This window comes from Streptomyces sp. AC558_RSS880, assembly GCF_019049255.1.
In the GTDB taxonomy this organism is placed as follows: Bacteria; Actinomycetota; Actinomycetes; order Streptomycetales; family Streptomycetaceae; genus Streptomyces.
The window spans coordinates 1-19,738 of the sequence record NZ_JAGMUJ010000112.1 but is presented as its reverse complement, the minus strand read 5'-3'; the positions used below and the strand labels follow the sequence as shown (position 1 = coordinate 19,738).

Genomic DNA, 19,738 nt, shown 5'->3' with positions numbered 1-19,738 from the left:
AAACGAAAGCGGTGCCATCGGCGGCGGTCAGCGGAAGTAGTGGCCGGCCTCCAGGTCGGCCAGGAGTCCGGGCTCGCGGGGGAACCAACCCAGCAGGTCCTGTGTGAAGGCGCTCGAGGCCGGCTGGTCGACGGCGAGGAGGCCGCCGAGGAAGCCGAGGGTCTCGGCGGGCAGCGACGCGCTGGGCAGACCGAGGTGCCTGCCGATGATCTGGGCGACGGCCAGGATGGGTACGCCTTCGTCGCCGACCGCGTGCAGGACCGATCCGGCGGGAGCGTCCTCCAGTCCGGCGCGGAACAGCCGGGCCGCGTCGAGCACGTGCACGGCAGGCCAGCGCTGCGATCCGTCGCCGACGTAACCGGAAACGCCGTCCCTGCGCGCGATGGCGACGAGCTGGGCGATGAAACCGGCGTCGCCCTCGCCGTGCACGGACCGGGGCAGCCGCACCACGCAGGACCGGACGCCGTGCCGGGCGAGGTCGAGCACGGCGCGGGCGTTCGCCACGCGCACCGCGGCGGGACCGTCCCCGGCGGAGTCACTGCGCTCGGTGGCGAGAACGCCGGGTTCCGCCGGGGTTCCCGACGCCACCACCAGGGGCTTTCCCGAACCGGCCAGCGCCGCCCCCAGTGCCCCGAGTATTTCCCCCTCCTCCTTCACCGACTGTTCGAACCGGGAGAAGTCGTGGTCGAAGGCCAGGTGGATGACGCCGTCGACACCGCGGGCCAGTGCGGCCACGGCGTCGAGGTCCGCCACGTCGCCGAGGACCGGCTCGCCCCCGGCCACCGCCACGGCACGCGCTGAGGAGTCCGACCGGACGAGGCCGACGACCTGGTGTCCGGCGGCGAGGAGTTCGCGCAGGACAGGAGAACCGATCCAGCCGGAGGCGCCGGTGACGAAAACGCGCATGAGTCGCTCTCTTCCACAGTGATGAGACTTGGTCCCGTCAACGTAGCACGGTGACGGGACCAAGTCCCATCGCTTATCCTGGGCGCATGAGCCGCTGGGAGCCGCAAGCGCGGGAACGACTTGTACGCGCCGCCGTGGAACTGTTCGACGAGCACGGTTACGACAACACCACCGTCGTGCAGATCGCCCAGCGGGCCGGCCTGACCAAGAGCACCTTCTTCAGGCACTTCCCGGACAAGAGGGAAGTGCTCTTCGCCGGCCAGGACGCGCTGTGCGAGCTGCTGGCCGACGGGATCGACGCCGCGCCCGACGAGGCGACGCCGCTGAGCGCCGTCGCGGCCGGCCTGGAGGCGGCGGCGGGCAACTTCACCCCCGAGCTGCGCGCGATCGGCCCCGCCCTGCGCGCCGTCGTCGAGAGCAACAGCGACCTGCGGGAGCGGGAGGCACTCAAGCACCACTCCTTCGCCGACGCCATGACGCTGGCGCTGCGCCGGCGCGGCATCGCCGACCCGGCGGCCGAGCTCGCCGCCTGGCTGGGCGTCCTCGCCTTCACCGACGCCTACGCGCGCTGGGTCGATCCCGCATGCGATCAGGAACTGGCCGCACTACTCCGCCTGAAACTCCGCGAACTGCGCGCGGCCATTTCCTCCCTCGACTGAACCCTGCGCTTGCCGATAACCTCATCCGCCCTGGTCGGAGCTGGTGTGCAGGGCGTGCGCGATGTCGAGTGCGGTCGGTCGAGTCTGTGCCGTCGCGCGGCTGTCGATCAACGCGGCATGATGACCAACCGTGCTGTTGCGACTGGCCTGCTGGGGCATGGCGAACGCGTTCGCCATGCTGCGCCTGCTACCGATGAGCGATCGGGACAAGGACATGGAGATCCTCGCCCTGCGCCACCGACTGCCGGCGCTGGAGCGCCAACTCGGTAAGGAGAGGGCGTGCTTCAGCCCGAGTGGCCGGGCTTTCCCGGCGGCGCTGCTGTACCGGCTGTCGCGGGACGTGCTGCGTAGGCTGCTGGTGCGGCCGGACACGGGGCTCCGTTGGCACCGCGACCCGGTCGCCCGCCGCCATGCCGCCGAGTCCAGGCCGAAGCGCCCGGGCCGGCCCCGCACCGTGTGCTCCATCCGCGCCTTGGTGCTGCGCCTGGCACGGGAGAATCCCACGCGGGGCTACCGGCGCCTCCACGGCGAGCTGCTGGTGCCGGGCGTGAAAGGCCGCCGCCTCCACGGTCTGGGAGATCCTGCGGGAAGCCGGGACCGACCCGGCGCCCCAGCGGACCTCCAGCACGTGAGCCGGCTTCCTGCGCTCCCAGGCCGACGCGCTGCCGGCCTGCGACTTCTTCGAGACGGTCCCCCTTGACCGGGACACGACCGTAGGTGTTCGCCGTGATCGAGCACGCCGGCCGACGGATCCGGATTGGGCGCGACCGCGCACCCGACGGCCTCGTGAGTGGCGCAGGCCACGAGGAATTCCGTCATGGGCCCGGAAGATGTCGACCGCCGGGCACGGTTCCCGATCCGGGACCGCGAAGGAAGTTGCACACCCGGACAATGCCCGGCCGCACCAGCCCGCTTACCGGCCCTAACAAAGCCTCTGGACGTGCCGGTGGGTGATCAGGCAGACGGCGAGTCCGAGAAAGGCCTCGTGGATGTCGTCGCGTCGTTCCCACCGGATGCGTAGGCGTCGGAAGCCGTGCAGCCAGGAGATCGTCCGCTCGACGACCCAGCGGAAGGTGCCCAGACCGGTGCCGTGCGGCTGGCCACGCTCGGCAATCACCGGCCGGATCCCGCGCTGCCGAAGGAGCCGGCGGTACTTGTCGTGGTCGTAGCCGCGGTCCGCGAAGAGCATGTCCGGCCGCCTGCGCGGCCGGCCGACCACTCCCGCGACCGCTGGAATCTTGTCCAACAGAGGCAGCAGTTGCGTGACGTCATTGCGGTTCCCGCCGGTCAGCGACACCGCAAGTGGGATGCCCTGGCCGTCGGTGAGGACGTGGTGCTTGCTGCCCGGACGTGCGCGGTCGACCGGGCAGGGTCCGCTTTTGGGCCCCTGCGTGCGGCCCGGACGTGGGTGGGGGTGCCCCCGGCGAAGCCAGGGGGAGAGTCAATCACCGCCCGCGACCAGTCCAGCTGGTTCTTCGACCGCAGCTTGTTCAGCAGCAGCTGGTGCGGCTTCTCCCAGACACCGGCCTCGTTCCAGGCCGCCAGGCGCCGCCAGCACGTCATGCCCGAACCGAAGCCCAGCTCCTGCGGCAGGTACTCCCACTGGATACCGGTGTGCAGCACGAACAGGATCCCGCACAGGGCCTGCCGGTCGGGCACCCGAGGCCGTCCCTCCACCTGCTTCGGCGGTGGCTCGGGCAGCAACGGCTCGATGAGCGACCACAGTTCGTCCGACACGATCCACGGCCGCGACTGACGCTTCCCCATGCCCCCATCAACGAACGATCAAGCGGACAGTCACATGATCAAACCGCTTTTGTTAGAGCCAGTTATGGCGGGCTCGGTCCGCCTACACTGTCCCGCCATCGCACCCCACCGCGAGCCGTCGCCGTCCTCGCCGCACAGGCCGGTGCCCGCCAGTTCACCGAGGTGACCTGGCGACAGGGCAGCAAGGGCGCGATGACCTCACGCTTCGCGGTGCTGGAGGTCCGACCCACAGGCAAACAGTCCCTGGCCGCGGCCCAGGAGGCGGGCGGCGGCCGCAACCGGTGGGACGGTGTCCTGCCCGCCCGGACGCTCCTGGTGGAGTGGCCGGACCTGCAGGACGCTCCGACCGGCTACTGGATATCGAACCTGCCCGTCACCACACCGGTCGCCGACCTGGTGCGGTGGGCGAAGATGCGCTGGCGCATCGAGCACGACTACCGCGAACTCAAGCACGGCCTGGGACTGGACCACTTCGAGGGCCGCACCTGGCGCGGCTGGCACCACCACGTCACCCTCGTCACCGCCGCCCAGGCCTTCCTCACCCTCCGGCGGCTCGACCCAAAAGCCCACACACAGGCCTGACCCTCTACCAGGTCCTCGACTGAGGCTGATCCCTTGGAGTGGACACCCTGACAATGGATCTTGATGGTCCAGGGAGGGATGTCCAGGTGGGACGCAAGTCTCCGTATCCGGAGGAGTTCCGGAAGGACGCGGTAGCGCTCTACCGTGCCGCGGCCGGGAAGCGGACGTACGCGGCGGTGGCCGCGGATCTCGGTATCACCGCGGAGTCGCTGCGGACGTGGGTCCGTAAGGCCGAGGCCGAGGCCGTGCCCGGATGCCGTGCCGCGGGCGGGAGCGAGGCGGAGGAGCTGGCCCGGCTGCGGGCGGAGAATGCCCGGCTGCTCAAGGCCGAGCAGGAGTGGCACCTGGAGCGCGAGATCCTGCGCCGAGCAGCCGCCTATTTCGCCCGGGAGGTGAAGTGACACCCCACCGCTGGGTCTTCATCTCCGACAACCGCGCCGACTTCGGCGTCAAGCGGATCTGCCGGGTGCTCGGGGCGTCCCGCGCCGGCTACTACCGCCACCTGGCCACCGAGCCCGCCCGCGCCGAGCGCCAGGCCGAGGAGAAGCAGACCGTGGACGAGATCCGCTCTATCCACCTCGAGCACCATGGCGCCTACGGCGCCCCGCGCGTCCATGCCGAGCTGCGGGCGAGGGGACGGAGGATCAACCGCAAGCGCGTCACCCGGCTGATGCGGATCAACCACATCGTCGGCCGGCACCTGCGGAAGAAGAAACGGACGACAGTCGCGGACAGGACCGCGCTGCCCGCGCCGGACCTGGTCATGCGCGACTTCACCGCCGACACCCTGAACACCAGGTGGTGCGGCGACATCACCTACATAGCCGTCGGCACGACGTGGCTCTACCTCGCCACGGTGATCGACATCTGCTCGAGGAGGGTGGTGGGCTGGTCGATCGCCGACCACACGCGCACCTCGCTGGTCACCGACGCGATCGAGACGGCCGTGGCAGCCCGCGGCAGCCGGGTGAACGGCGTCGTCTTCCACACCGGCAGGGGCGCCCAGTACGGTGCGGCCGCCTTCGCCGACGTCTGCCGCCGACACGGCATCCTCCGCAGCATGGGCCGGGTCGGCTCGAGCTACGACAACGCCCTGGCCGAATCGTTCTTCCAGGGCCTCAAGCGCGAGTTGCTCCACGGGAGGCACTGGACCTCGAAGGCACAGACCCGGCTCGAGCTGTTCCGCTGGCTTTCCTACTACAACCGGCGCCGTCGCCACCCCGCGCTCGGCTACCGGACACCAGCCGAGTTCGAACAACAACTGATCACCACACGTACGCTGTCACTCGTCGCATGAAACCCGGTGTCCACTCCTCGGGAGCAGCCTCAGTCGTCTACGTCGCCTTCTTCGTGGACACCTTCTCCCGCCGGATCGTCGGCTGGTCGGCCGCCACCGTGAAGGAAACGGTCTTCGTGCTGGACGCCCTGGAGATGGCGCTGTGGCAACGCGACCGCGACCAACACCCCGTTCAGCCGGGCGAGTTGATACACCACTCGGATGCCGGGTCGCAATACACGAGTTTCCGGCTCGCCGACCACCTGGAGACCGCCGGCATCGCCGCCTCCATCGGATCGGTCGGCGACGCCTACGACAACGCCCTGATGGAGAGCACGATCGGCCTGTTCAAGACCGAACTGATCAAGCCCAGGCGGCCATGGAAGACGCTGTCCGACGTCGAGCTCGCCACCGCCGAGTACGTCGACTGGTACGACCACCGGCGACTCCACGGTGAGATAGGCCACGTCCCACCGGTCGAATACGAGAACAACCACTACCTCGCAACCACGAAACCCCAGGTCACACCCAATGTCTGAGATCTCTACCGAACCCGGAACGGTTCACAGCGCCCGAGGCTCAGTTACGGGGAAGTAAGGGCGCGCCAGCCGTTGTCGAGGAGGTCGAAGGCGACGGTGATGGCCTGGCGGGCGTCGTCGCCGTGACTGCGCGCAGCGCGCGGCGCTTCGAGGGCGAAGTGGGCCAGGGCGGTGCAGGCGGGGTCGTTCTCGGGCAGGCCGCTCTCCTCGGCGATGGCCTGGGCCAGGGCGTCGGTATGACGCAGCCACATGGCCTGGACGTAGTCGCGCAAGGCTGGGGTGCTGCTGACCAGGTCGAAGAACGCGGTGAAGCGGGCGTCGCTGTCTGCGGCCGCCATCCGGTAGCGCAGCGCGTGCTCGCGCAGGGCCGCGGGGATGGACTGGCCTTCGGGGCGTTCGCGTACGGCAGCGAGCAGGCGGGACTCCTGGTCGGCGTCCTCGTCGAAGACGAGGGCTTCCTTGACCGGGAAGTGCTTGAACAGCGTCGTAGTGGACACGTCGGCGGCGTCCGCGATCTCGCGGATGCCCACATCGTCGTACCCCCGCTCCAGGAACAGGCGCAGCGCGGTGTCGGCGATGGCCTGGCGGGTGGCGGCCTTCTTGCGCTCACGGCGCCCCATCGGCGCAGGTGCGGCGCCGGTCTCGGTGTCGGTCATATCCCAGAGCCTACCCTTCGGTTGCCCAACTTCAAAAGTGCATCCGTTGCACTAATTGGGTTGGTGTGCTCTTCTGGAGAAGTGGTTGCAGGGCGCTGCGTCTGACTACATCCCCTTTTCACCTTCCCTGTCCGAAAGGAGTGATCAGTCATGTCTGCGTCTGTATCTCTCCCTCCCGCCGGCCCTGCGGCCGCGCCGAAGAACGTGCGCTGGGTGCTGCTCGGCGTCATGCTCGCGATGCTGCTCGCCCTGCTCGACAACATGGTCGTCAGCACCGCGATGCCCACGATCGTCGGCGAGCTCGGCGGCCTGGAGCACATCTCCTGGGTCGTCACCGCCTACACGCTGGTCACCGCCGTGACCACACCGATCTGGGGCAAGTTCGGCGACCTGGTCGGCCGCAAGCCCATGTATCTGGCTTCGATCGCGGTGTTCATAGCCGGCTCTGCCCTGTGCGGGGCCGCCCAGTCGATGACCGAGCTGATCGCCTTCCGCGTTGTGCAGGGCATCGGCGCCGGCGGTATCGGCGCGGGCGCCTTCGCCCTGATCGGCGCCCTCGTACCGCCGCGTGAACGCGGCAAGTACCAAGGCATGAGCGCCTCCGTCATGGCGATCGGCACCATCGGCGGCCCGCTGCTCGGCGGGTTCATCACCGGTCACTTCGACTGGCGCTGGGCCTTCTGCATCAACTTGCCGCTGGGCCTGGTCGCCCTGGTGTGGCTGTGGCGGACGCTGCACGTGCCCGCCAAGCGCATCAAGGCGAAGATCGATTGGGCGGGCATCGTCCTGCTCACCGTCTCGATCAGCGCGATCGTGCTGGCCGCCACCTGGGCGGGCGCTACCTACGCCTGGGGTTCCTGGCAGATCCTCGCGCTCGCCGCCGTTGCCGTGCTCGGGCTCGCCCTGTTCATCTGGGTGGAGAAGCGGGCCGACGAGCCGTTGCTGCCGCTGAGCGTGTTCACCGGCCACCGCAACTACCCGCTCGCGATGACCATGGTCCTGATCGCCAGCGTGGTCATGTTCGGCGCCGGGCTGTACCTACCGCTGTTCCAGCAGACCGTGCAGGGCGCCTCGACCACCAACTCCGGCCTGCTGATGCTGCCCATGATGGTCCCCGTCGTGATCGTCTCGACCATCGCGGGCAAGGCCATGTCCGCCACCGGCCGGTACAAGATCTTCCCCGTGCTCGGCACCGTGTTCCTCACGGCCGGCCTGAGCCTGCTGGCCACCATGGACACCGGCACCTCACGCCTGCTGACCGGCGTGTACATGGTGCTCGTCGGCATCGGGCTCGGCTTCACCATGCAGATGTCCGGCACCATCGCGCAGAACAGCGTCTCCATGCGTGACATGGGGGCCGCCATGAGCTCGGTCAACCTCTTTCGCACCCTGGGCGGATCCCTCGGCGTCGCCGTCTTCGGCTCGCTGTTCACTCGCGCTATCCAGTCCACGCTGCCCGCCGGCGCCGCATCCGGCCCCGGCGCCCTGCTGAACCTGCCCGCCGCGGCAAAGGACGCCTATCTCACCGCCGCCAGCACCGGCACCAGCCATATCTTCCTCACCGCCGCGATCCTGTCCGCCGTTGCCTTCCTCGCCGCGCTCTTCGTCATCGAGGTCCCGCTGAAGAAGGCCGGCCCGCCGCCCGCCCCCGCGAGCACGCTCACCTCCGCCACAACCGCCAGCTGACCTCTGCACCTGCCAGACAGCGCACCGGCATAGCAACCGCCGTGCCCCTCACGAACGGAGCACCACCGTGAACACCACACCCACCCCCCGCATCTCGATCATCGGGGCCGGCCCTGGCGGCCTGACATGCGCCCGCATCTTGCAAAAGCACGGCATCGACGTCACGGTCTACGACCGCGACCTGGACGCCGACGCCCGCAACCAGGGCGGCAGTCTCGACCTGCACGCCGACGACGGTCAGCTCGCACTGCGCGAGGCGGGCCTGATCCAGCAGTTCTGGAAGCTGGCGCGCCCGGAAGGACAGCAGATGCGCCGCTGGGACACCGCCGGCAACGTCCTGCTCGATCAGATCCCGGACGAGGACGACTTCTACAAGCCGGAGATCGACCGCGGCCAACTGCGCGACCTGCTCCTCAGCTCCCTCGCACTGGGCACGGTGCAATGGGGCCGCACCCTCGCCTCGGTCGCCGGCCCCGCCGAGGGGCCGCGCATTCTGCACTTCACCGACGGAACGAGTGTCGAGACCGATCTGGTCATCGGAGCGGACGGCGCGTTCTCCCGGGTCCGCCCGGCCGTCTCGGCAGCTGTCCCGTACTACTCCGGGGTCACCTTCACAGAAGCGTGGTTCGACGACGTCGAAAACCGCCACGCCGATCTTTCAGCGCTGGTCGGCAACGGCAGCGCGACCGCTACCGACGGCGACCGCGCGCTGTTCGCCCAGCGCAACAGCGGTGGGCACATCCGGGTCTACATCATCCGGCGCGCGCCGGCCGACTGGATCACTGCAGCCGGTCTGACCGCCGAGGACACCGCCGGCATCCGCGCACACCTGCTGGATGAGTTCACCGGATGGGCACCCAGCATGCAGCAAATGATCAGCAACAACGACGGCCCCTACGCCGACCGGCCGCTGTTCGTCCTCCCGGCACCGCACACCTGGGACCACGTGCCCACCGTGACCCTGCTCGGCGACGCCGCACACCTCATGCCGCCGATCGGCGTCGGCGTCAACCTGGCCATGCTCGACGCCCACGACCTTGCTCTCGCCCTGGCCACCCACCCCACCGTCGACGAGGCCGTCCGCGCCTACGAGAAGACCATGGTGCCGCGATCCACCGACCTGGCCGAGGCCCTCGTCGGCGGCGCCGACTTCCTCCTGGAGGTGAACGAGCAGCCCGACGGCGAGGACGAGGCCCGCGCCCTGCAGCAGAAGCTCAAGGAACAAAGGGAGGTTGATGGAACCTGGAACCTCACCTTCAAGACCGGCGGTGGCGAGGAGACCGCTGAACTGGTCCTGGCCACCGCCGGCACGACTCTGGTCGGCACGTACGGCGGCAGGCCGATCACCGACGGGCGCATCGAGGGAACCACCGTGCGCTTCACCGCGGTAGTCACCTCGCCGGTCAGGATGAAGATCAAGTGCACCGCCGAACTGGCCGGCGGCACCATGTCCGGCATGGCCAAGTCCATGATCCTGTCGCTCCCGTTCACGGCCGTACGGCCTCCCACGGATACGCGCTGACCTCGTACACGAAGCGAACCTCACCCGGCCGCCCTCGCCGACACTTGCCGGACGGCCCGGCTCAAAGTGCGCCGCCTTCGCCTTCCTCGTCCTCCGAGATCGGGGCGTTCGGGTCGTACAGCGGGCGCAGGCGCCCCGATCCTGGGTAGGGAACGCGTCGTGAGCGTCCTGCGCCGCTGAAAGACGCCACCAAGGGCGGGCACCCTGATGGTTCAGGCTGCCTGGCCAAGTCCGGCGGCGGTCAGACCCTGGTCGCGGAGCTGGGTGAAGTCGACGTCGAGTTTCGGGTCGTATGCCTCGGGCTGGATGCCGAGTTCGTGGGTGGAGTACTCGCCGAACCGTTTGATGTGTCCGGTCAGGTACGGCGAGAGGTGGGCCAGGTCCTCCGGGTCGATTTCCCATCCCTCCTCCAGGAGCTGACGGATGATCTCCGCGATGTCCAGGGCGTTGTGGAAGATGACGGCGTTCGTGAGCAGGGCGTTGAACTTCAACGCCTTCTCCTGCTCGATGGGGTCATCGTCGGCGAGGACTCCCTGGTTGCCGAAGCCGACCCACTGGGAGAACCGGTTGAACGACTCAACCTTGTTCGTCGCCGCGGTCACCCGTCGGCGCAGTGGCGCGTCCGAGAGGTAGCGCAGCAGCTGCACTGTGCGGATCACGCGTCCGACCTCGCGGAACGCGGTGTAGGTGGAGTTCTTGTGCGAGCCCGACCGCAGTCGCTTCAGCAGGGTTGAGGAGGAGATGGCGCCCTCGCGTACGGACACGGCGACCTTCATCAGGTGCCGGAACTGGGACTCGATGAGATCCCAGTCGATGACGTTCTTGCCTGGCTCGCCGAACAGAGAGTCGATGTGGACGTATTCGCTCTGCTTGGAGGGGCGGTAGAAGGTCAGGCCCTTCCAGTTCCTGATCCTGGGCATCAGGTCGAAGCCCAGCAGGTGTGCCAGGGCGAAGACGGGCACGCTCTCGCCCTGGGTGTCGGCGTGCACGGTGGTCGGCTTGACCTCGGAGGTGTTCTTGAGGAGGCCCTCGATGATGTAGACGGCCTCCCACACCCCGCACGGGATGAAGTGCGTGAACAGCGCGATGTAGGTGTCGGAGATGTGGTGGTAGGCGATCCCGCCCGCCTTGCCGTACCGCACGCTCGTCTCGGCGAGCAGGCTGTTGAGGTAGGTGTCCATGTGGGTGCCGTCGGCTGCCACGGCGGTGCCGTAGCCCCACGCCTGAGAGATGTCGAGGCGGGCGTGCGCGTTGACCAGGTCGGCGGACGGCCTCGTTCAGCAGGGTGATGGAGAAGTGCCGGTTGGCGACGTACGACAGCTCGTGCCCGGACACCCCAGGGATGTGCTTGGCCACCTCGTACGGGCCCATGTTGGTGCCCTTGACGAAGGTGGTCAGCACGTACCGGCCGAACGGGTCCTTGAGCTTCGGGTCGTTGCCCGAGGGCGGCCCGAAGCGGCGCCACCACTCCACCCAGTACGCGGTCCGGGCCACGATCCCCATCAGCGTGCGCTCCGGCATCCGGACCTTGACCTCCTGCTCCAGGCGCTTCGCCGAGGGACGCTGCCCCTCGGAACGGTGCGGCTTGAGTGAGGGGATGCCGGTCTCGGGGTGGCACTGGCACGTTGTTGGGCGGGCGGTCTCTGATGGTGTGTCACGGCCTGGTGGGGCCTGGTTCCGAGCTGCGCTCAGGCCGCGGTGGCGAGGCCGGCGACGCCGGTGATCTGCTCCCAGATTGCGAAGCGGACGGTCATCTCGGCTCGGTGGGCAGCAGCGGTCATCAGATGACGGCGGGGCCGGAAGCGGGTTGAGATGCCGCTGAACGCGGAGAGGAACCGCTGTGCTCCACCCACCGAGCAAAAGCCTTTCATCGCCCGCTCGCGTTGCCTGGTGGGCTGATGGCTGTTCTCCACCCGGTTGTTCAGGTACTTCGACTGCCGGTGTTCGACGCAGGGCATGACCTCTCGGTAGGCGGCGCCGTAGGAGCGGAGCTTGTCGGTGACGATCACCCGCGGCACCGCACCGGTCCTCTTCAGAAGTCTGCGGAAGAAGCGCCTGGCCGCTGCCTTGTCACGGCGGTTCTGCACCAGGATGTCCAGGACGCTGCCGTCCTGGACGACCGCCCGCCACAGATACTGCAACCGCCCGTTGATCTTGATGAAGACCTCGTCCAGGTGCCACGTGTCCCCGGGCCGAGGCCGCCGGCGGCGCGGCGCGTCTGCGTAGGCCGACCCGAACTTGGCACACCAGCGGCGCACCGTCTCGCAGGAGACGACGATCCCGCACTCGAGCATCAGCTCCCCGACCTCGCGCAACGACAGCGGGAAGCGGAAGTACAGCCACACACAGTGGGAGATCACCTCGACCGGGTACCGGCGCCCCTTGTACGACGGTGGCGCGCTGTCCACGGACGATCCCTCCCCGGCATGACCAACCAGAAGATCATCCCACCCGGCCAACCAACGTGACAGCGCCCGTCTGCCAGGACGAAGCTCACGGTGGCGGACCGCCTGGACGACGGGTGACGGCGTGGGCCTCGCGCGCCCGAACCCGCCCGAGCTGCTCCGCCACCGCTCCTGGGAATCCCCGCCGGCCGGCCCGGGCCCCCGTCACCGTCCCGCGTGCCCCCACCGGCCGCTGTTCTGCTGGGTGACCTCGGCGGCGACGCGCTGGATGGACTTGACCGCCATGTCCTTGCGGTCGACGTAGATGTAGTGGCCGCTGTCCTCGGCGACGCGGACCGTGCCGCGGTGGGACACGGTGGCCCACTTGTACTGTGCCTTCGTCCAGTCGGACTCGAGGGTGGGGCCGTACGTGGGGAACGCGGCCAGGTACTGCTGCCCGTGGCGGAGCACCTCGGTCGGGATCCATCCGGCGGAGCGGACCCGGCCGTCGGGGACGACGAGGTTCTCCGGGTTCCCACCCCGCATCGTGCTGACGGTCTGCGCCCGCAGGTCGCCCGCGTCGCCGGTGGCGGACTCGGGGATCGCGCGGGTGATGTCCGCGGTTATGGTCGGGGAGGTGGCGTCCATCAGGACCAGGCCCTTGACGCGGTCGCGGTGCTCGGGGGCGTAGCGGCCGGCGATCAGGCCGCCCAGCGAGTGGCCCGCCAGCACGACGGGGGAGTCGCCGGCGACCCGGTTGATCACCCCGGTGAGGATCCGGCCCGAGTCCTCCAGGCTCTGCGGCCCCCGGGGCTTGTCGCTCTTGCCCTCGCCCAGGCGGTCGTAGGAGCAGACCCGGTTCTTCTCGCTCAGCGTCTTCTGCAGGTCGGCCATCGCGTCGAGGCCGTCCCCGAGGCCGGCCATCAGCACCACCACGGGCTTGTGACCCGTCTGCCGACCCGAGCAGGAGACGTTCACGGAGTATCCCCGGACTCCGATCTTCTTCTCCCCGACGAAGGAGTCGGCGCGGCCCGCGTGATCCGGGTGGGTCACCCTGGCGGTGGTCCTGTCCGCCCCGCCCCCGTGTCCCTCGGCCTGCGCCACGCCCACGTAGCCCGTACCGGCGACGGTGCAGCACAGTGCGGCGACGGCGGTGGCTTTGAGCATGCGGTTCATGGGGTCCTCCGGGAGCACAGGAAGGCGGATCTGTGAACGACGGGCCCTTCGCCGGGCCCTCGGCCCGGACGTTGCGGCCATGACCGAACGCTATGCGAACGCGCCTGAGGAAGCGTCACCCCACCGTGGGCATTGCCCGTAGCTCTCCAGGGGGACACCGCCCCTCGCGACTCCACCCCCAGGTCCAGAAGCGCCTACGGCACCGGGGGCAGTTCCGCCGCCACGTCATTCGCGACGCGGGCTCGGACGACGGCCCGCGATGCCGCGAGGCACCGCTGCCTCACTTGTCACGCGGAACCCGGGCCCGGCGTGAGACCGAGGCCCGCCTGGGGCTGGCCGCCGTCCACCGGGATGTGGGCGCCGTTCACGGCAGCGGAGTGAGGCAGGAGGGCAACCGACCACCGGCCGGCTTCTGACGGGGATCGTTTCTCGCCGGTGCGGGCGCCGGCCAGAGCCGACGGACAGAACTGCCCGTGAGTACACGCGCGTTGGTCCCCGGGCCACCCGGCCCCTACCCCTTTGTCCGTCCACCTCGTGGATGACGGGGCCGAGTGGTCCCGCAGGCGAGGTCCAGCTTCGCCCACACCGTCTTCGACGGCGGTGGGCCGACGCGTACGCCCCACCTCGTCGCCAGCTCCTCCACCAGCAACAGCCCGTGCCCCGACTCGCCCGGTGGCTCGTCACCCCTGCGCCCCAGTTCCGGCATCCGTTCACCCCGCGTGTCCGTCAGCTCGATGCGCAGCGTCCACGGGGTGGCCAGCGTCAGCGTGAGGCGGAAGCTGCGGCCCGGCACCCTGCCGTGCAGCGCCGCGTTCGCCGCCAGCTCCGCCACGATCAGTCGCGCCGGCTCGGTCGGCACGTCCCACTCCGCGAACTGCTCCGCCGCCAGCAGCCTGGCCAGACGCGCGCCGCGCCGCGTCGCCGACAGCGGGACGGAGAAGCGGGGCCTGTCGGGGGCGCCGCACCGGAATTGCCGGTTCGGGTGATTTCTTCACTCATGTCACTCAGAGTGTTCATTCGCGTCTAGCGTGTGAAGAGTTGGTGTCGGTGCGGAGCATGACCGTCCGGGCCCTGGTTATGTGCGTGACTGGGGGCTCTGGTCCACTTCGTGGGCTCTGTCGCCGATTTGGGGGTGTCACCGGTTGATCAAGGTGACAGGAGGATGCGGCGTCGCAGGAGGTCGAAGTTGGCCCGCCCGTACATCTGTCTCTTCAGCAGCTTGATTCTGGTGACGTTGCCCTCGACCGCTCCCGAGGTGAAGTGGTGGTCAGGGCGGCGAGCACTGCTGTGCGGTCGCGCCGTATGCCAGCGGTCAGGGTGCGGAGTTCTCGCTGTCCGTCGAGACGGACATCTGCAAGCCAGACGTCGAGGGCCAGGTGCTCGCTGCGGCGTTCGCGCACCATCGCGGCCAGGCGCCGGACGTATTCGGTGGTCGTGGTCAGGGCGGGACTGCGTTCGCACAGCTCGTCGAGGCACGTGCGGTCGGTCTCGGTGAGGTGTTCGGGCCGGCGCATGATCCAGTCGGTGACCCGGCGGACGGTCAGATGGGGCGCTGTGGCGCGTTCGTTAGGTGTGTCGCTGGCCGAGGCGTATCCGCAGGTCGCGGCGATGTGGTTGCAGGAGCGCAATGGCGGGCTGACGCCGCAGAAGGCGACGCCGAGGGCGGCACCCATCTGGTCATCGTGTCGGGGCTGCACGATGACGAACCGCCCACGGACGACGACGGGTTCGTGACGTACGTCAGGAAGAGGCTGCCGCATCCGCTCCTGCATCGGTGGCTGGACGAGGCCGAGCCCCTCTCGTCGGCGTTCGGCTACCGGCGGACCGCGAACATCCGCCACCGCTACGACCTGCCCGGCCGCCGCCCGGCGGAATTCCTTGCCACCGGCGACACCCTGTGCACGTTCAACCCGATCTACGGGCAGGGCATGGCTGTCGCCGCGATGAGCGCGGTCGTCCTGCGTGAGACCCTGTCCGATCCGCGCCGGATCCCCACGACGCGGCGCGTGCAGAAAGCGCTCCTCGCGGCGTCCCGGCAGGCATGGGACATCTCCGCCGGGTCGGACCGCTCGATGCCGGGCGCGGTGGGCAGTGCCCTGGCCTCCGGGCCGGCGGACCGCGTCGCCGGCTGGTACCTGCTGCGCGTCCTGGAGCGCTACCCCGGTGACCCGGTGGTGGGGACCGCCTTCCGCTCCGTACTGGGCCTCTGCGCACCCGTCACCGGCCTGTTCGCCCCCTCCGTGGCCCGTGCCGTCCTCCTCCGGCCACCCATGCCGACGCCGGCCGAGCCGCCGACGTCACCGGAGGAACCCGGGGCCTGAGGAAGTGCGGCAGCTGATGGTCTGTCCGGCTGGGTGGGCGGTCGCAGCCTTCTGGACCTGGCGGGGGACGGTCTGGGCTTGTCGGGGTGCCCGTGCACCGTGAAACGGGGCACGCCGAATCTGTCGGGGATCTGCTGGACGGTCTTCTCCCGCTCGTCGTCGTAGAGCCGCTGGACGAGCACGGCCTGGTCCGCGGTGAGCTCGGCCTGCGCCCGTCGTCTGTTCCGGCGGCGGATCCAACGCGTTCGGCGCGGGATTCCATCTCTACGCTCACGTCACTCCGCCCCGGTGGGCAGAACCCACGCCGAACCCTACGGTTCGCACGGGGTCGCCCAGCTGATCAGAGAGGCTGGCGAGGTGCCGCGAGCACGTCCCTGAGTACCTTCTCGAGCGTGACGCGGGCCAGTTCGTGTCTCAGGGTCTCCTCGATGCCCTCGTAGATGCCCTGCATCGCCGGCTGGATGCCGTGACCCACCACGCATCCCTGGTCCGGGGTGGTGCGGTGCATCGCGAACAGCGGGCCGGGTTCCACTGCCTCGTACACGTCGAGCAGGGTCATCGACTCCAGCTCGCGTGCCAGCGACCAGCCCGCGCCCGCGCCCCGCCGGGACTCCACGAGCCCGGCCCTGCGCAGCTCGCCGAGCAGTCGTCTGATCACCACGGGGTTGGTGTTCGCGCTGGTCGCGATCTGCTCGGAGGTGGCGATCTCGTGGCCCTGGCGCTGGTAGAGACCGATCCAGGCCAGCGCGTGGGCGGCAATGGTCAGCCTGCTGTTGGCGCTCATGATCCCTCCTCCGGTCGCAACGCTCCATGTTACGACAGCGCAGTCGCAACAGTGAAGGTTGCGACAACCTGTCGTAACGATTATCGTTACGACAGCCGGGGAGGGTCCATCAAAGACAAGCGCGGACCGTGAGCGTGTTGCGAAATCAAAGGAGAACAGGAATGGAAAGTAACGAAAAGACCATTCGCGAGGCTTACCGGCTCGCGGAAGGGAACGTTCTCGACGGTGACGGTTTCCTGGCCTTGTTCACCGAGGACGGGTCGTTCAACGACATGTCGACCTCGCAGAGTTTCCACGGAGAGCAGATTCCTCAGGTGATCGCGGGCCTCGCCCGCTCGTTCCCCGATGTACACCGTGAGCTGCTCGAGGTACATGCGTTCGGTGATGTCGTCGCCGTCGAGTTGCGAATCCAGGGCACGCATCTCGGAGGGTTTCCGACTCCGGTCGGCGAGATCCCACCGACCGGGAACCGGATCGACGTGCCGGCGGCGGACCTCTGGTACCTCCGTGACGGAAAGATCGAAAGGTTCAATTGCTACAACTCGATGAGCGTGTGGCTTGATCAAATCGGGGTCCACCCTGACTTCAAGTCCGCAGTCGAAGCCACCGAGACAGCAGCCACGACGGCGTAACTCTGCCGGTCAGCGCCGAGTATGCGACAAGACACTCCCTTCTTCGGGCCGCATACCCGGCGCTGCTTCTTGAACAAAGTTGTTGTTCGCACCCAACCGCCGACACGACCCGGCAGGCCGACTCATCGAGTATCAGCAGCCCTGGCCGGCAGGTAGGGCAACGACCCACATCGAGTGACGTTCTCCGGGCCCGCCTCCACGAGACACACGGCTGCGGCGAGACCCCACCCCAAAGATCATCGAGGTACGCGGGGCCGGACTGCCCTTCCCCATGCCGCCAAGCCCTGCGCATCCGACGCTGACCGTGGACGAGTTCCACGCGTGCGCGGACCGTGGAGGGCTCGGCCTGCCATGAGTCCGTGACGATCACGAGAACCGGCGCGGAGGCCGGCGTAAGAGGCGGCACCACCCGCGCCCCTTGCTCCGCCCTTGGGCAGGACGACGACTCCCAGCTCGACGCCTTGCGGGCCACGGCATCCCGAGGGACAAGATCTTCAGCGAGAAGATCAGGGCCCTTGACCCCTGATCTTGGACACACGAGACACTGGATCCTGAGGATCTGAGAACGGACATCTCGTGGTCATGAAGCACTATCCGCCGCAGTTCAAGGCGGACGCGGTCGCGCTGTAACCAGTCGCGGCCCGAGGCGACGATCCGGCAGGTCGCTGCCGATCTGGGGATCAATCCCGAGACCCTGCGGAACTGGGTCCGGGCGGCCGGCGCGTCCCGTCCGCGGGGACGCCGTGCGGAGGTGCCGACCGAGCCGCCGACGCCGTTGGAGACGGAGAACGCCGCTCTGCGCAAGAAGGTCCGCGAGCTGGAGGAGGAACGCGAGATCCTGCGCAAGGCGGCGAAGTATTTCGCCGGAAAGACGCGCTGGTGAGCCGCTTCCAGTTCGTCGCCGACCACCAGCGCCGCTACGGCGTGAAGCGGCTGTGCACCATCCTGGGCATCGCCCGCTCCAGCTTCTACCACTGGCGGGCGACGGCAGCGGACCGGGCCGCCCGGCAGACGGCCGACGCCCGCCTCGCCACCCGGATACAGGCCGTGCACCGCGAATCGGACGGCACCTACGGTGTCCCGAGGACCACCGCCGAACTCCGCGAGGACGGCGAGCGCGTCAACCACAAACGGATCGCCCGTGTGATGCGGAGCATCGGCCTGGCGGGCGTTCGACTGCGCCGTAGGCACCGCACCACGGTCCCGGACCCGGCCGTGGCGAAGGCCCCGGATCTGATCAGCCCCGCAAGATCCTCGGCTGGAAGGCCCCCGCCGAAGTCTTCGATGAGCAGCTACGCTCACTTCAACAACCCGATGTTGCATCGACCGGTTGAACTCACCCAGTACACCAGCCGGGCCTTCGCCGACGCCTGCCGCAGAGCCGGTGTCCGCCAGTCCATGAGCGCGATCTGCTCCAGCGCGGACAACGCGCTCGCCGAATCCTTCAACGCAACGTTCAAACGCGAAACGCTCCAGGGCCGAAAGCACCGGTCCAGTGAGCGCGAGGCCCGCCTCGACGCGTTCCACTGGCTCCATCGCTACAACACCCGACGCCGTCACTCCCGTCTCGGACACCGCAGCCCGATCGCCTACGAGACGGCCTCCCGAACAACATCAACTACGCTGGCACCAGCCGCACAACCCGTGTCCAGGATTCGGGGTCAAGGCCCGCCGCACGCCTACGTACACGGCCCGATCCAGCCCGTCGAAGACCTCGCCGCCACCGACATGGCCGCTCGGGGTGACACCAGCGACGTCCTGACCGATCACGTCGCGTGCAGCCTGCGGATGCTCTCCGAGCCGTCACCGCCTACTGACACGCCTCATGTCGCCGGCCATTGATATCCAGTGGCTCGGATTGTCGACCGCGTGATTGGTTCGCCGTCCGGTGCCCGTCATTCTGCCTCCAGGTGTGATCTCGACGGTGGCCGTGAGGGCGTCCTGGAGTGTTCGCACGCCTGCGAGCATGGGCGAGGGCGCCTCCCACCCCGCGTGTCTCCCCGCTCTACCCGCCATGGCCCGTCGCCTTGCCCGCCACGGTGGCGGCCGCGCGGACGAAGGCGGCCAGGGCTGGGGAGGTGGCGTGCTCGGGCCAGGCGAGGACGAGCGTGGTGGGCTCGGCATCATCGACTGGGACAGCGACCAGGTCGTCGCGGAGCTGGTCGCGGATGGAGGAGGGGAGGACGGCGACCATGCGGCGCAAGGCGATGAGGTGGAGAAGCTGCCCAAGGTCGTGGACCTCAGGTCCGTGTGAGCCACCCTCAGATGCGCCCGGCCAGCGCGGCAGGGGCTCCCCTGCGAGGTCGTTCAGGCAGACCCGGGTACGGCCCGCGAGGCGATGCGAACTCGGCATCACGAGAAGTTGAGTCTCGGTCAGGAGGTCCTGGGTGTCCAGGCCGGTGAGGTCGTGGTGGGGGCGGTGAAGCAGGGCGGCGTCGGCACGCCCCTCCCGCAGGAGGATCTCACGCTCGCCGAAGCTGCACACCAGCTCGACCGGCAGCGCACCCGGCTCAGCCTGATAGGCGTCGAGGATCGCGGGCAGCAGGCCACCGTCGCCGCCCGGCTTGATGACCAGGACCAGACGCGGGTCGGCGCGGCCGGCCCGCCGGGTGCGGCGCGCCGCGGCCGACGCGGCGTCGAGCACCGTACGGGGCACTGTCACGTTGGCTGACCGGTGGGATGATCTTCGGGTTGATCAACCTGGGAAGGGTCGTCCGTGAGGAGCGCGTCGCTGTCGTACAAGGGTCACCGGTACCCGGTCGAGGTCATCTCCCACTGTGTGTGGCTGTACTTCCGTTTCCCGCTGTCGTTCCGCGAGGTCGAGGAGCTGATGCTCGAGCGCGGGATC

General features: G+C 68.9%; 18 protein-coding genes and 7 pseudogenes. 13 read left to right on the top strand and 12 right to left on the bottom strand.

Annotated elements, in window-relative coordinates; genetic code table 11:
* Positions 1–27: 27 nt before the first annotated feature.
* Positions 28–906, bottom strand: a complete 879-nt coding sequence (locus tag KUM38_RS28645) for an NAD-dependent epimerase/dehydratase family protein (protein ID WP_217133417.1) — start codon at positions 904–906, stop codon at positions 28–30.
* A gap of 86 nt (positions 907–992) precedes the next feature.
* Here KUM38_RS28645 and KUM38_RS28640 point away from each other — a divergent pair, with 86 nt between their 5' ends.
* Complete coding sequence (locus KUM38_RS28640; RefSeq protein ID WP_217133415.1) at positions 993–1,565, top strand: TetR/AcrR family transcriptional regulator; 573 nt, start codon at positions 993–995, stop codon at positions 1,563–1,565.
* A 21-nt stretch (positions 1,566–1,586) separates the two neighbouring features.
* Here the strand turns inward: KUM38_RS28640 and KUM38_RS28635 are convergent, their stop codons facing one another.
* A complete protein-coding gene (locus KUM38_RS28635; protein WP_217133413.1) occupies positions 1,587–1,742 on the bottom strand; it encodes a hypothetical protein in 156 nt (51 codons plus the stop codon).
* A 745-nt stretch (positions 1,743–2,487) separates the two neighbouring features.
* Positions 2,488–3,332 (bottom strand): IS5 family transposase gene (locus tag KUM38_RS28630; protein WP_374227099.1). Its coding sequence is split into 2 segments (ribosomal slippage): positions 2,488–2,960 and positions 2,960–3,332, totalling 846 coding nucleotides; the frame shifts between segments, so codons are not numbered across the junction.
* A gap of 33 nt (positions 3,333–3,365) precedes the next feature.
* On the opposite strand from KUM38_RS28630, the pseudogene KUM38_RS28625 reads away from it, so the two are divergent.
* From KUM38_RS28625 to KUM38_RS28615, 3 genes and pseudogenes are all read left to right on the top strand, one after another.
* A pseudogene (locus KUM38_RS28625) lies at positions 3,366–3,914 on the top strand (transposase); the annotation flags it as partial.
* An 86-nt stretch (positions 3,915–4,000) separates the two neighbouring features.
* Positions 4,001–5,211 (top strand): IS3 family transposase gene (locus KUM38_RS28620; protein ID WP_217133411.1). Its coding sequence is split into 2 segments (ribosomal slippage): positions 4,001–4,247 and positions 4,247–5,211, totalling 1,212 coding nucleotides; the frame shifts between segments, so codons are not numbered across the junction.
* Positions 5,208–5,729, top strand: a complete 522-nt coding sequence (locus tag KUM38_RS28615; RefSeq protein WP_217133409.1) for a DDE-type integrase/transposase/recombinase — start codon at positions 5,208–5,210, stop codon at positions 5,727–5,729. Before KUM38_RS28620 ends, KUM38_RS28615 begins: the two co-directional genes overlap by 4 nt.
* A 44-nt stretch (positions 5,730–5,773) precedes the next feature.
* Here KUM38_RS28615 and KUM38_RS28610 read toward each other — a convergent pair whose 3' ends face one another.
* Positions 5,774–6,385, bottom strand: a complete 612-nt coding sequence (locus tag KUM38_RS28610; RefSeq protein ID WP_254397902.1) for a TetR/AcrR family transcriptional regulator — start codon at positions 6,383–6,385, stop codon at positions 5,774–5,776.
* 150 nt (positions 6,386–6,535) lie between these two features.
* Between KUM38_RS28610 and KUM38_RS28605 the strand changes: the two genes are divergently transcribed.
* A complete protein-coding gene (locus tag KUM38_RS28605) occupies positions 6,536–8,071 on the top strand; it encodes an MDR family MFS transporter (protein ID WP_217133407.1) in 1,536 nt (511 codons plus the stop codon).
* A gap of 67 nt (positions 8,072–8,138) precedes the next feature.
* Positions 8,139–9,263, top strand: a pseudogene (locus KUM38_RS28600) (FAD-dependent oxidoreductase); the annotation flags it as partial.
* A gap of 542 nt (positions 9,264–9,805) precedes the next feature.
* On the opposite strand, the gene KUM38_RS28595 reads toward KUM38_RS28600, so the two are convergent.
* From KUM38_RS28595 to KUM38_RS28570, 6 genes and pseudogenes are all read right to left on the bottom strand, one after another.
* A complete protein-coding gene (locus KUM38_RS28595; RefSeq protein ID WP_217133472.1) occupies positions 9,806–10,852 on the bottom strand; it encodes a Tn3 family transposase in 1,047 nt (348 codons plus the stop codon).
* A gap of 22 nt (positions 10,853–10,874) precedes the next feature.
* Positions 10,875–11,096, bottom strand: a pseudogene (locus tag KUM38_RS43750) (Tn3 family transposase); the annotation flags it as partial.
* A 185-nt stretch (positions 11,097–11,281) separates the two neighbouring features.
* The gene (locus tag KUM38_RS28585) at positions 11,282–12,001 is read right to left on the bottom strand and encodes an IS6 family transposase (RefSeq protein WP_217133401.1); all 720 of its coding nucleotides are present in this window, start codon (positions 11,999–12,001) and stop codon (positions 11,282–11,284) included.
* A 201-nt stretch (positions 12,002–12,202) separates the two neighbouring features.
* The gene (locus KUM38_RS28580) at positions 12,203–13,153 is read right to left on the bottom strand and encodes an alpha/beta fold hydrolase (protein WP_217133400.1); all 951 of its coding nucleotides are present in this window, start codon (positions 13,151–13,153) and stop codon (positions 12,203–12,205) included.
* 511 nt (positions 13,154–13,664) lie between these two features.
* On the bottom strand, positions 13,665–14,012 hold the full coding sequence (locus tag KUM38_RS28575; protein WP_308409078.1) for an ATP-binding protein: 348 nt from the start codon (positions 14,010–14,012) through the stop codon (positions 13,665–13,667).
* A 352-nt stretch (positions 14,013–14,364) separates the two neighbouring features.
* Positions 14,365–14,826 carry a transposase gene (locus KUM38_RS28570; protein WP_217133488.1) on the bottom strand — a complete coding sequence of 154 codons (462 nt, stop codon included), beginning with the start codon at positions 14,824–14,826 and terminating at the stop codon, positions 14,365–14,367.
* Here KUM38_RS28570 and KUM38_RS28565 point away from each other — a divergent pair.
* Positions 14,812–15,474: pseudogene (locus tag KUM38_RS28565) on the top strand (monooxygenase); the annotation flags it as partial. The gene KUM38_RS28570 and the pseudogene KUM38_RS28565 overlap by 15 nt on opposite strands.
* 340 nt (positions 15,475–15,814) lie before the next feature.
* Here KUM38_RS28565 and KUM38_RS28560 read toward each other — a convergent pair.
* Positions 15,815–16,258 (bottom strand): Rrf2 family transcriptional regulator, encoded by a 444-nt coding sequence (locus tag KUM38_RS28560; protein WP_217133398.1) that lies wholly within the window; start codon positions 16,256–16,258, stop codon positions 15,815–15,817.
* 161 nt (positions 16,259–16,419) lie between these two features.
* Here KUM38_RS28560 and KUM38_RS28555 point away from each other — a divergent pair, with 161 nt between their 5' ends.
* From KUM38_RS28555 to KUM38_RS42340, 5 genes and pseudogenes are all read left to right on the top strand, one after another.
* Complete coding sequence (locus KUM38_RS28555; RefSeq protein WP_217133397.1) at positions 16,420–16,890, top strand: nuclear transport factor 2 family protein; 471 nt, start codon at positions 16,420–16,422, stop codon at positions 16,888–16,890.
* A 592-nt stretch (positions 16,891–17,482) separates the two neighbouring features.
* Positions 17,483–17,641 (top strand): annotated as a pseudogene (locus tag KUM38_RS43745) (transposase); the annotation flags it as partial.
* Positions 17,642–17,773: a hypothetical protein gene (locus KUM38_RS43740; protein WP_374227098.1), complete on the top strand. Its 132-nt coding sequence runs from the start codon at positions 17,642–17,644 to the stop codon at positions 17,771–17,773.
* Positions 17,770–18,066 (top strand): annotated as a pseudogene (locus KUM38_RS42345) (IS3 family transposase); the annotation flags it as partial. The gene KUM38_RS43740 and the pseudogene KUM38_RS42345, both read left to right, overlap by 4 nt.
* A gap of 138 nt (positions 18,067–18,204) precedes the next feature.
* On the top strand, positions 18,205–18,732 hold the full coding sequence (locus tag KUM38_RS42340) for an integrase core domain-containing protein (RefSeq protein ID WP_308409081.1): 528 nt from the start codon (positions 18,205–18,207) through the stop codon (positions 18,730–18,732).
* Between the two features lie 163 nt (positions 18,733–18,895).
* Here the strand turns inward: KUM38_RS42340 and KUM38_RS28540 are convergent, their stop codons facing one another.
* Entirely contained in the window at positions 18,896–19,552 is a 657-nt protein-coding gene (locus KUM38_RS28540; RefSeq protein WP_308409077.1) for a LysR substrate-binding domain-containing protein, read from the bottom strand.
* A 54-nt stretch (positions 19,553–19,606) separates the two neighbouring features.
* Here KUM38_RS28540 and KUM38_RS42335 point away from each other — a divergent pair.
* Positions 19,607–19,738, top strand: a pseudogene (locus tag KUM38_RS42335) (IS6 family transposase); the annotation flags it as partial.